The organism is Curtobacterium sp. MCLR17_058 (assembly GCF_003234705.2).
GTDB classification, from domain to species: domain Bacteria; phylum Actinomycetota; class Actinomycetes; order Actinomycetales; family Microbacteriaceae; genus Curtobacterium; species Curtobacterium flaccumfaciens.
The window spans coordinates 980,497-994,770 of sequence record NZ_CP126262.1 but is presented as its reverse complement, the minus strand read 5'-3'; the positions used below and the strand labels follow the sequence as shown (position 1 = coordinate 994,770).

Annotated in this window: 12 protein-coding genes; 3 read left to right on the top strand and 9 right to left on the bottom strand. The window is 72.2% G+C overall.

Annotated features, from left to right (window positions below):
- The first annotated feature begins 18 nt into the window (after window positions 1-18).
- Complete coding sequence (locus DEJ11_RS04775; RefSeq protein WP_258367055.1) at window positions 19-441, top strand: DUF3054 domain-containing protein; 423 nt, start codon at window positions 19-21, stop codon at window positions 439-441.
- Window positions 438-1,451 carry a LacI family DNA-binding transcriptional regulator gene (locus tag DEJ11_RS04770; protein WP_071405476.1) on the top strand — a complete coding sequence of 338 codons (1,014 nt, stop codon included), beginning with the start codon at window positions 438-440 and terminating at the stop codon, window positions 1,449-1,451. The genes DEJ11_RS04775 and DEJ11_RS04770 overlap by 4 nt, the downstream gene beginning before the upstream one ends.
- Window positions 1,452-1,765: 314 nt before the next feature.
- On the opposite strand, the gene DEJ11_RS04765 is transcribed toward DEJ11_RS04770, so the two are convergent.
- Together DEJ11_RS04765 and DEJ11_RS04760 are read right to left on the bottom strand one after the other, a co-directional pair.
- Window positions 1,766-2,419 (bottom strand): spermidine/putrescine ABC transporter substrate-binding protein, encoded by a 654-nt coding sequence (locus DEJ11_RS04765; protein WP_111054500.1) that lies wholly within the window; start codon window positions 2,417-2,419, stop codon window positions 1,766-1,768.
- Window positions 2,420-2,489: 70 nt separating this feature from the next.
- Entirely contained in the window at window positions 2,490-3,458 is a 969-nt protein-coding gene (locus tag DEJ11_RS04760) for a DUF3097 domain-containing protein (protein WP_111103125.1), read from the bottom strand.
- An 80-nt stretch (window positions 3,459-3,538) separates the two neighbouring features.
- Between DEJ11_RS04760 and DEJ11_RS04755 the strand changes: the two genes are divergently transcribed.
- Window positions 3,539-4,588 (top strand): zinc-dependent alcohol dehydrogenase family protein, encoded by a 1,050-nt coding sequence (locus tag DEJ11_RS04755; RefSeq protein WP_111103126.1) that lies wholly within the window; start codon window positions 3,539-3,541, stop codon window positions 4,586-4,588.
- A 109-nt stretch (window positions 4,589-4,697) separates the two neighbouring features.
- Here the strand turns inward: DEJ11_RS04755 and DEJ11_RS04750 are convergent, their stop codons facing one another.
- The 7 genes from DEJ11_RS04750 to DEJ11_RS04720 form a co-directional block, all read right to left on the bottom strand.
- The gene (locus DEJ11_RS04750) at window positions 4,698-5,420 is read right to left on the bottom strand and encodes a methyltransferase domain-containing protein (protein WP_111038782.1); all 723 of its coding nucleotides are present in this window, start codon (window positions 5,418-5,420) and stop codon (window positions 4,698-4,700) included.
- Window positions 5,417-6,556, bottom strand: coding sequence for a type III polyketide synthase (locus DEJ11_RS04745; protein ID WP_111103127.1), 1,140 nt, complete (start codon window positions 6,554-6,556; stop codon window positions 5,417-5,419). The genes DEJ11_RS04750 and DEJ11_RS04745 overlap by 4 nt, the downstream gene beginning before the upstream one ends.
- 123 nt (window positions 6,557-6,679) lie before the next feature.
- Entirely contained in the window at window positions 6,680-8,185 is a 1,506-nt protein-coding gene (gene gatB / locus DEJ11_RS04740; RefSeq protein ID WP_035807593.1) for an Asp-tRNA(Asn)/Glu-tRNA(Gln) amidotransferase subunit GatB, read from the bottom strand.
- Window positions 8,185-9,732 (bottom strand): Asp-tRNA(Asn)/Glu-tRNA(Gln) amidotransferase subunit GatA, encoded by a 1,548-nt coding sequence (gene gatA, locus DEJ11_RS04735; RefSeq protein WP_111022649.1) that lies wholly within the window; start codon window positions 9,730-9,732, stop codon window positions 8,185-8,187. Before gatA ends, gatB begins: the two co-directional genes overlap by 1 nt.
- 11 nt (window positions 9,733-9,743) lie before the next feature.
- Window positions 9,744-10,043 (bottom strand): Asp-tRNA(Asn)/Glu-tRNA(Gln) amidotransferase subunit GatC, encoded by a 300-nt coding sequence (gatC, locus tag DEJ11_RS04730; protein WP_017887005.1) that lies wholly within the window; start codon window positions 10,041-10,043, stop codon window positions 9,744-9,746.
- Between the two features lie 138 nt (window positions 10,044-10,181).
- Window positions 10,182-12,527, bottom strand: a complete 2,346-nt coding sequence (locus DEJ11_RS04725; RefSeq protein WP_111103128.1) for a transglycosylase domain-containing protein — start codon at window positions 12,525-12,527, stop codon at window positions 10,182-10,184.
- A 260-nt stretch (window positions 12,528-12,787) separates the two neighbouring features.
- A complete protein-coding gene (locus tag DEJ11_RS04720) occupies window positions 12,788-14,212 on the bottom strand; it encodes an alpha/beta hydrolase (protein WP_111103129.1) in 1,425 nt (474 codons plus the stop codon).
- Window positions 14,213-14,274: the final 62 nt, after the last annotated feature.

The following is a 14,274-nucleotide window of genomic DNA, read 5'->3' as shown; positions in this document are numbered from 1 at the left end:
GCCTGCGAGAATGAGCGGGTGAACGCACGCACCTGGGGTTGGCTCGCAGCCGTCATCGACGTCGTCCTCATCGTCGTCTTCGCGCTCATCGGGCGCTCGTCGCACGGTGAGGCCAACACGGCGCTGGCGCTCTGGACCACCGCCTACCCGTTCCTGGCCGGTTGGGCGATCGGGTACGTGACGAGCGGTGCCTGGGCTCGACCGCTGCGCTTCTGGCCGACCGGTGTCGTGGTCTGGGTCCTCACGGTCTTCGTCGGTCTGGCCATCCGCGTCGCCACCGGGCAGGGGGACGTCGACGGCAACCCGCTGCCGATCTCGTTCGTCATCGTCGCGACCATCGTGCTCGGGGTGTTCCTGCTCGGCTGGCGCGCGATCGCCCGCGGTGTGCTCCGGTTCACCGCGTCGCGGTCGCGACGGGACGCCGCAGCGTCCGACGCGTGAACGGCAGCCGCGGTTCCCAACCGACGATCCTCGACGTCGCCGCACGTGCGGGGGTCTCGAAGTCGGCGGTGAGCCGCGTACTCTCCGGGACCGGACGGTTCTCGGACGAGACCCGCGAGCGCGTCGAACGAGCGGCAGCCGAGCTCGGGTACGTCGCGAACGCGATGGCTCGCGGGCTGGTCAGCGGGCGGACGAACACGATCGGGATGCTCGTCCGGGATGCATCGTCGATGGTCTACACCGCACTGCACGCCGTGATGGAGCGCCGCGCATCGGAGCTCGGCTACCGCGTCGTCACCACGACGGGCGTCGGTCGGGTCGAGGACGAGAAGTCCGCCCTCGCCGCACTCGTGTCCATGCGCGTCGACGGGCTCGTCGTGTGCAGCGGCCTGATGCCGTCCGCCGACATCGCCGAGTTCGCGCCCCGCATCGCCACCGTCGTCGCGGGTCGGCCCGAGCTGCACCCGGCGCTCTCGAGCGTCTACTGCGACGAGGTCGACGGTGGGGCTTCCATCGCGGACGCCGTCGCCGATGCCGGCCACACCACGGCCGCGGTGTTCACCGTCCCGCTCGACAACGCGATCACGCAGCACGCACGATCGTCGGCGATGCTCGAGCGGCTCCGAGCACGAGGCGTCCGGGTGATCGACATCGACGCGAGCTTCGTGCGGCCACCCGACGACCTCGCCGCCGACCTGGTGGACGCCGTGCAGGAGTCGGGCGTGACCGCGGTGATGTGCCCGACCGACCGGCTCATGCTCGACGTGTGCGAGGCGCTCGCCCGCCGCGGTGTCGAGGTCCCGCGCGACCTCTCCGTCACCGGGTTCGACGGCGTCTACCCGCTGGCGAGCGACTGGATCGGCTTCACGACACTCGAGCAACCAATCGAGCGCATCGGCCGCGAGGCCATCGACCTCGTCATCGGCCGCATCGACGACCCCACGCGCCCGGTCGAGCACCGCTCACTGCGCGGCACCGTGATCCCCGGCCGCACCCTGCTCCCCCGCTGACGCCGATCCCCCGACCCGCCGACCTCGCACGGTGCGCGTCGACTCGACCCGTGCAGGCTCCGGGCCTGGCGCACGGTGAGAGGTCGCTCAAACCGCGCACGGTTCGTGATGCGGTGCGAGGCTCGAGAAGCACACACGGTGCGAGGTTCGTCACGCGATGCCACCGTGGTGGCTCGGTGCGGCGCTACAAGCGTGCACCGAGCGCTCAACCTCGCACCGGCCGACTCAGACAGCACCGTGCGGCTTCGGCCCACGGCCGCAGCCACAACCGCAGCCGCAGCCGCACGCGCCCGCACCCGCGCAGCTGCCCGCGCCTAGAACAGCCCGCTGCGCGGCCCGTCCTCCGGCCCGTCGAACCCGCGGAACATGTCCGACACCAGCGCCTCGATCTGCGGCTCCACCAGGCGTTCCACGGCCTCGGCGATCCGCGGCCGGTGGTCGAGGAGCGCCAGGCACACCGCGGTGCCGGTCGACCGCGCACACTCGTCGGACAGCGCGATCTCGTGCCGGAGCGCGGCCTTCGCCTCGTCGGACAGCGGCTCGCGCGGCGTCTGCTCCCCCGCACCGGTGCCTGCCAGCTCGCCGAGCGTGAAGAGGAACGGCGACCCCGGCGACGGCTCGGGGTCCACGTCGAGGCCCTGGAACTCCGGCGACAACCCCTCGGCCGGCTGGTACCCCGCGTGCCGCTTCCGCGCCGCCGCCCGCTCGAGTTCGCGCTGCAGCAGCGGCAGGTTCTTCGCCGTGTAGTCGTCGACGGCGTCCTCGACGATCGTCGAGATCCGCCCGATCAGCGCGTGCTGGACGGCGTGCGGCACGTCGGGTCCGAACCCCGCGGCCGCAGCGATCGGGGACCCGGTGCACTTCCGGCAGATGCGCGTGCGCGGGCGGGCGGTCCCGATCTGCCAGCGCGGCAGCCAGCGCAGCCACAGGTCGACCGCGCCCCGCACGCGACCGTCGATGCCGTCCATCCCTCAACAGTAGGCCTGGAGGCGCGGATCACCCCCGGCACACCGCGCCGGTCGGGCAATCCGCCGGTTCTCAGGCCTGTGGTTCCGTCACGAAGTCGATCAGCTCCTCGACACGGCCGAGCAGCTCCGGCTCGAGGTCGGCGAAGGTGCGCACCTGCCCGAGGATCCGCTGCCATGCCCTGGCGATGTCGGCCTGCTCGGCGTGCGGCCAGCCGAGTGCCTGGCAGATGCCCGCCTTCCACTCGATCGAGCGCGGGATCGTCGGCCACGCCCGCAGCCCGACCCGTGCCGGCTTGACCGACTGCCAGACGTCGACGAACGGGTGCCCGACGACGAGCACGTGCGCGCCCCACTTGCCGCGCATCACGGCGTCGGCGAAGCGGGACTCCTTCGACCCGGGCACCAGGTGGTCGACGAGCACCCCGACCCGGCGCTCCCGCGTCGGCTGGAACTCGTCGAGCACGGCGGCCAGGTTGTCGACGCCGGAGAGCTCCTCGACCACGACGCCCTCGACGCGCAGATCGGCACCCCAGACCTTCTCGACGAGTTCCGCGTCGTGCTTGCCCTCGACCATGATGCGGCTGGGGAGCGCAATCCGAGCACGCTGCGACTCCACGGCGAACGATCCGGACGCGGTGCGGAGGCGACCACCGTCGGACGCCTGCCGCACGGCGGGCGCACCCCCGGGCCTCCAGTCCGCGTGCACGGCACCGACGGAACCAGCGGCACCCGCACAGCCAGCGGAACCAGCCCCAACAGCGCCCCCGGCCGACCGCCCGACCGGCGCCGACGGCCGCCCCAGCGTCACCAGCTCACCCTCGAGCAGGAACTGCCCGGTGAAGGGGAAGGAGCGCGTGCGGCCCTTCCAGTCCTCGAGCGCGATGTTGCCCGCCTCGAGTCCCACCACGGCACCGGCCCACCCGGATTCCGGGTCCTCGAGCACCATGTCCCGTTCGAGCGGCACCTGCCGCACCTTCTTCACCCCGCGCGAGCGCCAGTCCCCCGAGAGCACATCGCCGCCGTACCGGTCGTCGTCCACCCGCACGAGGGTACTGTCGACGACGGCCCGGACGACGTCGACCGCGCCGGTTCCCCATCATCTCGACGGAAGGCCCGCCCGTGCGCGCAGCGATCATCCACGCCCCGAACGACATCCGCGTCGAGGAGCGCGACCGACCCGGGCTGCTGTCCGGAAAGGACGTCGTCGTCAAGGTCCTCGCGGCCTGTGTCTGCGGCTCGGACCTCTGGCCCTACCGCGGCGTCACCGAGACGAAGCAGCCGCGGCCGATCGGCCACGAGCTCGTCGGCGAGGTCGTCGCCGTCGGTGACGACATCACCGGCCTGCACGAGGGCGACTTCGTCATCTCCCCCTTCACCATGAACGACGGCACCTGCCAGGCCTGCCGCAACGGCATGACCACCGGCTGCGACCACCTGTCCGGGTTCGGCAGCACGGACGCGTACGGCGACCCCGTCGGCGGCGCACAGGCCGAGTACGTGCGGATCCCGGACGCCGACGCCACGCTCGTCGCGGTCCCCGGTCCGGTCGACCCGGCCCTGGTGCCGTCGCTGCTCACCCTGTCCGACGTCTTCTCGACCGGCCACCACGCCGCCGTGTCGGCAGCGGTCGGCCCCGGCAAGACCGTCGTCGTGGTCGGCGACGGCGCGGTCGGCCTGTCCGCCGTGCTCGCCTCGAAGCGGCTCGGGGCGGAGCGCATCATCGCGATGAGCCGCCACGCCGACCGGCAGGCACTCGCCCGCGAGTTCGGTGCCACCGACATCGTGGCGGAGCGCGGCGACGAGGGCGTCGCGGCGGTCCGCGCGCTGCTCGGCGGCGACCTGGCCGACTGCGGGGTCGAGGCCGTCGGCACCGAGGAGAGCATGGACCAGGCGCTGCACTCGGTGCGCCCCGGTGGCAACGTCGGCTTCGTCGGGGTCCCGCACGGGGTGCCGACCATTGGCACGCGCTACCTGTTCGACACGAACATCGCCATCGCGGGCGGCATGGCCCCGGCCCGGAAGTACATCCCCGAGTTGCTGCCCGACGTGCTGTCCGGCGCGATCGACCCCGGTCGCGTCTTCGACCTGGAGCTGCCGCTCGACGAGGCCGCCGAGGCCCACCGCGCGATGGACGAGCGCCGGGCCATCAAGGTGCTGCTGCGCCCGTAGCGGCGCGCGTCGTGGACGCACCGGCAGACGGACGGGAGGCCCGTGGCGACGTCGCCACGGGCCTCCCGTCCGTCGTCTGGTCGCGTCGGGAAACCGGCGGCCCGCCCGCTCACGCGTCGCGGATCGCCAACACCCGGTGCGGCGCGGCCGCCTCGGCCCGCCACCCGCCGGGCAGCACGTCGCGGAGTTCGGGCACCGTGAAGCTCCGGCGGATCGACCGCAGGCCGTCGACGCGGATGAACGTCCCCGCCGCCACGAGCGGTGACGCCAGCGCGTACGCCCGGTAGGCCGCCGGCGACCGACGGATGTCCGAGTGCAGGCTGCGCCCGCTCGCGAGCAGTTCGGAGTCAGCCAGGAACCCCCGCCGTTCCTCGTCGCCCAGGTGGTGCAGCACGTGGTTCGACACGACGACGTCGAACCGCTCACCCGCCGCGACGAGGTCACCGCTCGACTGCTGCCGGAACGTCACGCCGGTCGGGGACGACCGCCGTGCCGCGGCGATGGCACGTTCGTCCGGGTCGACCCCGACGACCTCGAGGTCGAATCCGTCGCTCGCCGCCCAGCGCACCAGCGAGCGGGCCAGGTCGCCGCCGCCGCACCCCAGGTCGAGCACCCGGCCGCGCCCGCTGGCGGGCAGGGCCGGCACGACGTGGGACCGCCAGGCCGCGCGCCAGCCGCTCACGAGCGCGTTCACGACGGCGAAGCGCCGGAAGGTGCGCGCGAGGGCGCGCGGGTCGCAGTCCGGGTCGTCCATCAGCTCGGTCAGGTCGAGCGCGCGGGTGCGCAGGTCGACGGCCGGGAGGCCCGTGGTGCCGCCGTCCTGACGGCTCACGCCGCGCCCGTGGTCGCGACGGGCACGCGCAGCGGCTCCACGGCCGGCGACGCCTCGGTCCGCACCGCGGTGAGCCGTGCGCTCTCGACGGTGAGCCCGGGGCCGAAGGCGAGCGCGACGACGGCGCTGCCGTCCTCGAGACCGGCGTCGACGGCGTCCCGCAGCACGAAGAGCACGGTGGCGCTCGACATGTTGCCGTGTTCGCGCAGCACCCGCCGGCTCGACTCCATCGCACTGTCGGGCAGACCGAGCGACTCCTGGGTGCGGTCGAGGATGGCCCGGCCGCCCGGGTGCACCGCCCACACCGGCACGTCCGACGCCGACCCGCCGTCGAGCAGCGGTTGCACGGCGCTCGGGACGTGCAGGCCGACGAGCTTCGGCACGGCGGTGGACAGGACCATCTCGAACCCCTCGTCCCCGATGTTCCACGCCATCTCGGACGCCCCCTCGGGCACCACAGCCGTCGTGAAGTCGTCGAAGCGCAGACCGGCTCCGTCCCGGGCGACGACCGCGGCGGCCGCACCGTCACCGAAGACGCTGTTCGCGACGATCTGGTCGGGGTCGTTCGAGGCGCGGACGTGCAGGGTGCAGAGTTCGCCGCAGACCACGAGCACGACGGCGTCCGGGTCCTGGTCGACGAACGCCGCGGCGATGCGGAGCGCGGGGAACGCGGCGCAGCACCCCATGAAACCGATGTGGTGCCGGAAGACCCCACCGGGGAGCCCGAGCTGCTCGACGACGTCGATGTCGGGCCCAGGCTGGGTGAACCCGGTGCACGACACGGTCACCAGGTGCGTGACGGCCTCCGGCGCGATGCCGGCACGTGCGACGGCGTCGCGGGCGGCCGCGACGAACAGCGGCGGGGCGAGTTCGCGGTACCGGTCGTTCCGCGAGCCGGTGGACGGCGAGCGCAGGGTGCCGTCGTCGTCACGGAAGGCCCCACCGGCACGCGCGGAGTCGAGTTCCTCGAGGACGGTGTGCCGCTGGTCGACCGCCGACCCGTCGAACGCGGCGGGGACGAGCCGTTTGCCGAGCCGCCCGAGGTCGGGTTGGGCGGAGAACAGGTCACGCACCCGGGGCTGGTCGAGGGTCGTCTCGGGGACGGCGGTTCCGATGGCGCGGATCGTTGCGGACACGACTCATCCTGTCACCGGATCGCTGACGCGTCCCCAGGATGCACACGGCAACGGGACCCACGGCGACGGGACGCTCGGAGGGCACGGCACCGACCGGTACCGTGCCCTCCGAGGTGGAACTGCCTAGGACTGCTGTGCGCGCTCCAGCACGAGTTCGCGCACGCGGGCGGCGTCGGCCTGGCCCTTCATGGCCTTCATGACCGCGCCGATGATCGCGCCGGCCGCCTGGACCTTGCCGTCCTGGATCTTCGCCAGCACGTCGGGCTGCGCCGCGAGTGCTTCGTCGACCGCGGCCGTCAGGGCGGAGTCGTCCGAGACGACCTTGAGCCCGCGGGCCTCGACGACCTGCGCCGGCGAGCCCTCGCCCGCGATGACACCCTCGAGCACCTGGCGTGCCAGGCGGTCGGTCAGGTCGCCGGACTCGACGAGCGCGATGACCTCGGCGACGTGCTTCGGCGACACCAGGTCACCGGGGGCGGCGTCCTGCGCGTTGGCGACGCGGCTGATCTCACCGGTCCACCACTTGCGGGCGGCCTGTGGTGCGGCGCCGGCGGCGACGGTGCCCTCGACCTCGTCGAGCAGCCCGCCGTTCACGACGTCCTGGAACTCCAGGTCGGCGAAGCCCCAGTCACCCTTCAGGCGACGGCGACGTGCGACCGGTGCCTCGGGCAGCGAGGCACGGAGCTCCGCGATGACGGCGGGGTCCGGCACGACGGGCAGCAGGTCGGGCTCCGGGAAGTACCGGTAGTCGTCGGCGTCCGACTTCGGTCGACCGGCCGACGTGCGACCGGTGTCCTCGTGCCAGTGGCGGGTCTCCTGCGTGATCGTGCCACCGGCGGCGAGGATCGCGGCCTGGCGCTGGATCTCGTAGCGGATCGCACGCTCGACGGCGCGGAACGAGTTGACGTTCTTGGTCTCGGTGCGGGTGCCGAGCTTCTCCTGCCCGCGAGGGCGCAGCGAGATGTTCGCGTCGCACCGCAGGTTGCCGCGCTCCATGCGCGCCTCGGAGACACCGAGCGCCCGGACGAGGTCGCGGATGACCTGCACGTAGGCGGCTCCGAGCTCGGGGGCACGGTGCTCGGCGCCGAAGATCGGCTTCGTGACGATCTCGACCAGGGGCACACCGGCACGGTTGTAGTCGACGAGCGAGTACTCGGCGCCCTGGATGCGGCCGGTGGCACCACCGACGTGCGTCAGCTTGCCGGCGTCCTCTTCCATGTGGGCGCGCTCGATCGGGATGTTGTAGATCGTGCCGTCGGCGAGCTCGACCTCGACCTCGCCCTCGTAGGCGATGGGCTCGTCGTACTGCGAGACCTGGTAGTTCTTCGGGTTGTCCGGGTAGAAGTAGTTCTTCCGGGCGAACCGCGAGGACTCGGCGATCGAGCAGCCGAGCGCGAGCCCGAGCTGGATCGAGTACCGCACGGCCTGTGCGTTCACGACCGGCAGCGACCCGGGCAGCCCGAGGTCGACCGGGGTGACGTTCGTGTTGGGTTCGCCGCCGAAGAAGTTCGGGGCGTCCGAGAACATCTTGGTCTTCGTCGCGAGTTCGACGTGGACCTCGAAGCCGAGCACCGGCTCGTAGCGCTCGAGCGCCTCGTCGAAGTCCATCAGCGCGTCCTTCTGCGCCATCAGATCACACCTTCCTGCGCAGCGGACTGCTGACTCTGGTCGAGGTCCGGGACGGACGCGATGAGCGGCGCGCCCCACTGCTGTTCGAGCAGACGCTCGAGGGCGGCACCGTAGCGGTACAGCCGGGCGTCCTCACGCTGGGGCGCCATCAGCTGCACGCCGACGGGCAGGCCGTCCTCGGGCGCGAGGCCGTTCGGGATGCTCATGCCGGGCACGCCGGCGAGGTTCGCCGGGATCGTCGTGAGGTCGTTGAGGTACATCGCCAGCGGGTCGTCGATGCGCTCACCGATCGGGAACGCGGTCGTCGGCGCCGACGGGCTGACGAGCAGGTCGACCTGCTCGAAGGCGGCCTGGAAGTCCCGCTGCACGAGCGTGCGGACCTTCTGCGCCGAGCCGTAGTAGGCGTCGTAGTAGCCGGCGCTCAGGGCGTAGGTGCCGAGGATGATGCGCCGCTTGACCTCGGGGCCGAAGCCGGCTTCACGCGTGGCGGCCATGACGTCCTCGACGGTGGCACCGTTCTCGGGCGTGACCCGGAGGCCGAAGCGCACCGAGTCGAACTTGGCGAGGTTCGACGACGCCTCGGCCGGGAGGATCAGGTAGTACGCGCTGATCGCGTACGCGAACGACGGGGCGTCGATCTCGACGACGACCGCACCGGCCGACTCGAGCAGCGCGACCGTCTCCTGGAAGCGCTGGGTGACACCGGCCTGGAACCCGTCGCCCCCGGCGAGTTCCTTCACCACGCCGACGCGCAGGCCGCGGAGCGTGTCCGCCTGCAGCCCTTCGCGTGCGGCCGCGGCCATCGAGGGCCAGGCGTCCGGGATGGACGTGGAGTCCTTCGGGTCGTGCCCGCCGATGACGTCGTGCAGGAGCGCGGCGTCGAGGACGGTGCGGGACACCGGGCCGATCTGGTCGAGGCTGGACGCCAGGGCGATGGCGCCGTAGCGGCTCACCCCGCCGTAGGTCGGCTTCACACCGACCGTGCCCGTCACGGCACCCGGCTGGCGGATGGAGCCACCCGTGTCCGAACCGAGGGCGAACGGGGCTTCGTGCGCAGCGACCGCAGCGGCCGAGCCACCGCCGGACCCGCCGGGGATCCGGTCGAGGTCCCACGGGTTGCGAGTCGGCCCGTAGGCCGAGAACTCGGTGGTCGAGCCCATCGCGAACTCGTCCATGTTGGTCTTGCCGAGCGGCACGAGGCCGGCGGCGCGGAGCTTCGCGACGGGGGTGGCGTCGTACGGCGGCACCCAGCCCTCGAGGATCTTGGACCCGGCGGTCGTGGGCATGTCCTGCGTGCACAGGACGTCCTTGACGGCGATCGGCACACCGGCGAGCGGCCCGAGGTCGTCGCCCGCGGCACGGCGGGAGTCGATCGACTTCGCCACCGCCAGGGCGTTCTGGTTGACGTGCAGGAACGCGTGCACGTCGCCGTCGACGGCGGCGATCCGGTCGAGGTGGGCCTGGGTGGCCTCGACGCTCGAGACGTCGCGCGCCACGAGGGCGTCGGCGAGCGCCGCGGCGCTCAGCTTCGTGATGTCGTCAGTCACTGTTCTTCGCCCTACTGTTCTTCGCCGAGGATGGCGGTCACGCGGAACCGTTCGCCGTCGGAGTCGGGCGCCCCGGAGAGCGCCTGCTCCTGCGTCAGCGTCGTGCCGACCACGTCGGGTCGGGTGACGTTGCCGAGCGGCACGGGGTGGCTCGTCGCCGGGACGTCGTCGGTCGCGACCTCGGCGACCTTGGCGACGCTCTCGACGATGTGCGACAGCTCCCCGGTCAGCTTCTCGATCTCGTCGGGCGTGAGTGCGATACGTGCGAGGTTCGCCAGGTGTGCGACCTGCTCGCTCGTGATGTCAGGCATGGTGCTCCGTCGATCGGTTCGTGGAATGCCCCACAGTCTATTGGCTGCGTCGGGCGCGCAGGCGCGGCTGTGGACAACGCCCTGGAGGCCCGGTGCCGGTCCGTGGGACCGGCACCGGGCCTCCAGGGCGTCAGCGGGTCACTTCCCGTTCTGGCCCCTCGCAGCCGGTGCCGCCGGCGCCACCGTCGCGGCGGGTGCCGGAGCAGCCGGGGCAGCGGGTGCAGCCGGAGCAGCGGGCGCAGCCGGAGCAGCCGTCGGCGTGGTCTGGTCGTCCTGCGCCGTCCCCTGCCCGGACGAGGTCCCCGACGAGCCCGACGACGAAGAAGACGACGACGATGACGACGACTTGCTCGCCTGCCCGATCATCGCCTGGCTCGGCGCCGGCAGCGCTCCCCCGCCGACGGTCTGGTCGAGGTACGCCATCATCGACTTCCCGACCCCGAACTTCGCGCTGTACCCGGTGGTGCCCTGCAGGAACGGCCAGTTCGCCAGGCTCACGCTCCCCTGCACGTTGCCGACCCAGGTGGCGTTCGTGTACTTCGTCGACGACGCGACCAGCCAGTTCTGCACGTCGCCGTCGGTGGTGCCGGTCTTCGCGAACTTCGCCACGCTGTCCCCGGGGTTCGCACTCGCCGCGGTGCCCGACCCGGACAGGACGCCCTGCAGCGCGTAGTCGACCGTGCCCGCGACGTCCGCCGAGACGCCCTGCGTGCAGGACGACGGCGTCGGGGTGATCTTCGTGCCGTCCGCCTCGGTCACCGAGTCGATCGCGGTGGGCGTGCACACGATGCCGCCGTTGGCGAAGCCCGCGTAGGCCTCGGCCAGGTCGATCGGCGACAGCTCGTTCACGCCGAGGATCGACGACGGCGTCTGCGTCAGGTCACCGCCGTCGGCGCGGTGGATGCCCATCGACTGCGCGAGCTGGGCGATCTTGCACAGGTCGAGCTGCTTGCCCATCTGGGCGTAGGCGGTGTTGATCGACTCGACCGTCGCCGCCTCGACCGACATCGACGACGGCACGCTCTCGGCGTTGGCGACGTTCCAGGTGCCACCCGCGACGTTCTGGCAGCTGTTGGTGAACTCGGCGTTCGCGAACTGGTGCTCCGAGGTGGTGACCGAGTCGGACAGGGTGTGCCCGCTGGCGAGCCACTCGGCCAGGGTGAACACCTTGTAGGTCGAGCCGGTCTGGAACCCACCGGAGTTGCCGTACGCGGAGTCCGCGCTGTAGTTCACCGCCGTGGCCCCGGCCGCGGCGTTGTCCCCCTGCGTGTACGTGGTGTTCTGGACCATCGACATGATCCGGCCGGTGCCGGGCTCCACGGTGACGTTCGAGCCGCCGACGTCGACGCCCGCCATCGTGGCCGGCACGTAGGTGGACAGGGCGGACTGTGCCTGGCCCTGCAGGTCGAGGTCGAGCGAGGTGTGGATCTGCAGGCCCTTGGTGTCGAGCGTGGCGATGCGTGCCGCCGCGGTCTTGCCGAACGCCGGGTCCTGCAGCACCTGGTCGCGGACGTAGTCGCAGAAGTAGCCCGCGTCGTGGTTCGTCGCGGCGGTCGAGCACCCGTTGGCGGTCTCGGTGATCTTCGGCGTGACCGGCGTCGCGATCGCCTTCGTCATCTGTGCCTTCGTGATCGACCCGTGCGCCTGCATCCGGCGGAGCACGTAGTCGCGGCGCTCCTTCGTCAGCTCGTACCCGTTGGCCTTGCCGTTGTCCTTGTCGCTCGGCACGTCGATGCGCAGGTTCGACGGGTTGTTGAGGATCGCGACGAGCGTGGCCGACTGCACGAGCGACAGGTCCTTCGCGTGCACGCCGAAGTAGTACTCGGCCCCGGCCTCGGCCCCGTAGACCCGCCCGCCGAGCCCGACGATGTTGAGGTACCCGGTCAGGATCTCGTCCTTCGAGTACTTCTTGTTCACCGCGATCGCATACCGCATCTCCTGCAGCTTGCGCTGCGGCGTGACGCCGGCCGCGTCCTCGTAGCAGGCGTCGACCTTCTTCTCGGTGGCGGCCTGGTCCTTGCCCGTGAGCTCCTCGCACTGCTGCACCAGGACGTTCTTGACGTACTGCTGCGTGATGCTCGAGCCGCCCTGCACGTCCCCGCCGACGACGGTCGCGGCGACCCCGCGGAGCGTTCCGAGCACGTCGATGCCGCCCTCGTCGTAGTAGCGCGGGTCCTCGGTGTCGATCGCCGCCTGCTTGAGCGAGTCCGCCATCTGGTCGGCCGTCACGTTCGTGCGGTTCTCGGCGTAGAACGAGGCGATCTTGACCTGCTTCCCGCCCTGCTCCGCGTACACGGACGACACCTGCTGCGGGGTCTGCACGTCGAGGTAGGTCGGCAGGTCCTCGAAGAACGAGACCGCCCCGGACGTCCCCTCACCCGCGACGGCGACCGCCGGGGTCACCGCGACGGCGACGAGCATGCCGGCGAGCACGGACATCACCACGAACATCAGGAGAGCACCAGGCCATCGCACCACACGCATGACGGCACCGTAGGCAGCAGGGCTGTACTGGTTCTGCCCTGGAACGAGTGCAGGCTGCGGTCGCGCTCAGGTTGCCCCCCAGGCGGTTCCGAGGACGCGTCGCGATCCGCGCGGGCGCACCGATCCGGCCGGGAGGCCCGCATCGGCTCCGCCACGTCGGCCGCCGGTCACGATCGGGTCACGCCCACCGCGTCGCCACGACCGGCGGGTCCGCCCGGTCGGTCAGGGCCGGCCGCCCACCGCCCGTCGGCCACGGCCGGTCAGTCACGGGGCTGCAGGTCCTGCGGGCGCACGAGGTACATGTCCGGCGAGGCGCCGACGATGCCGTCACCACCCGACTTGCCGCGTCGGACCTGCTCGCGCACCAGGTCGCCGCGTCCGATGCCGATCAGGGCGACGTCGTGCAGCGATGCCGTGCCCGGCTTGAGGTAGTCGTTGTGCCCCACGGGTCGCCGGAACACGTCACCGGCCGACAGCGCGTCGGCGCCCCCGGCGAGGTCGAGCACGGTCGACCCGAACGACGCCCCGCCCGGATCGGTGCCGAAGTACCCGGAGCCCGCGATGGGATCGCTGTGCGCACCGCCGACGAAGACCTGCCCGGTGGCGACGGCGAGGTCGTCCGCCGTCCGGACGTCGCTGCCCGGCGACCCGAGCACGGTCAAGGTGTCGGCGGTCATCCGGCCGGACGCCAGGGCCGTCATCGCCGTGGTCGACCCGTACGAGTGCGCGACGATGTTCACCCGCGGTTGGTCGCCGGCGCGGATCACACGCAGTCCCGCGACGGTCCGTTCGAGGCGCTCCGCCCCGGTCCGGGCGAGCCTGAGCGACAGGATGTTCGACAGGTCCGGCGTGCGGTACCCCATCCACGCGACGACGGCGGCTCCCGACCCGTTGCCCGTGGCGGCGAGCGGCGCCAGGGTGGCCTGCTCGCGGGACAGGTCGTTGGCGGTGTTCGTGAAGTCGGTCATCTGCCCGGTGACCGTGAAGAACATGCCCGGCACCACGACGGTGACGTCGGCCGCGGTGTCGAGGTCGCCGATGCTGATCGCCGCCCGCCCGGAACCCCGGGTGTCGAGCGCCACCAGGAAGCGCCGCGGGTCGCCGGCTTGCTGCACCAGGGAGTCCCGGACCTGCCCGAGCATCGCGGCCCGGGCTGCTCCGAGGTCGGCGTCGGCGAGGCCGGAGGTCAGCGTCGAGCGGTTGGCCTCGTCACGGACGGCGTACGGCACGCCCTCGAGGTTCCCGACCAGGGCGGGCGCGTGCACGAGGAGGCGGTCCTGCTCGTCGGCGGGCAGGTGCGACCACCACTGCGCGACGGTCTGCGCGGGCGGCGGGTCGTCCTGCACCGTCGCCACGACGCCGCGGTCGGTGGCTGCGCTCCGCAGGTCGGCGGCACCGAGCGCACCGAGGTCCTCGACGAAGGCTCGTCCGTGCGCGGCGGCGAGGTCGTCGACCCGCACCGCGGTCGTGGACGACGCCGCTGCAGCCACCGGCGTCGCCACGGGAGCCGACACGGATGCCGACGCCGACAGGGACGCCGACGAGAGCACGTCGTCGACCGGGACGATGCGGGACGTGGCGGTGCTGGCGACCGTGACCTGGTGCGCCGGGGGCATGCCTGGGGCCTCGATCACTCCGAGCGAGTGCACCGAGGCGGTGAGCAGAGCCGCAGCGATGAGCAGCATTCGGGTCTCCCCCGGGAAGGCCGTCCCGACGTCCCCCTGCAGACGACGGGTGATGCTCGGTC

Coding starts and splice junctions, on each gene's coding strand:
- DEJ11_RS04765 (WP_111054500.1), bottom strand. CDS start 2,419: ATGGACGGCATCGACGGTCGCGTGCGGGGCGCGGTCGACCTGTGGCTG.
- gatB (WP_035807593.1), bottom strand. CDS start 8,185: ATGGCGCAGAAGGACGCGCTGATGGACTTCGACGAGGCGCTCGAGCGC.
- gatC (WP_017887005.1), bottom strand. CDS start 10,043: ATGCCTGACATCACGAGCGAGCAGGTCGCACACCTGGCGAACCTCGCA.
- DEJ11_RS04725 (WP_111103128.1), bottom strand. CDS start 12,527: ATGCGTGTGGTGCGATGGCCTGGTGCTCTCCTGATGTTCGTGGTGATG.
- DEJ11_RS04720 (WP_111103129.1), bottom strand. CDS start 14,212: ATGCTGCTCATCGCTGCGGCTCTGCTCACCGCCTCGGTGCACTCGCTC.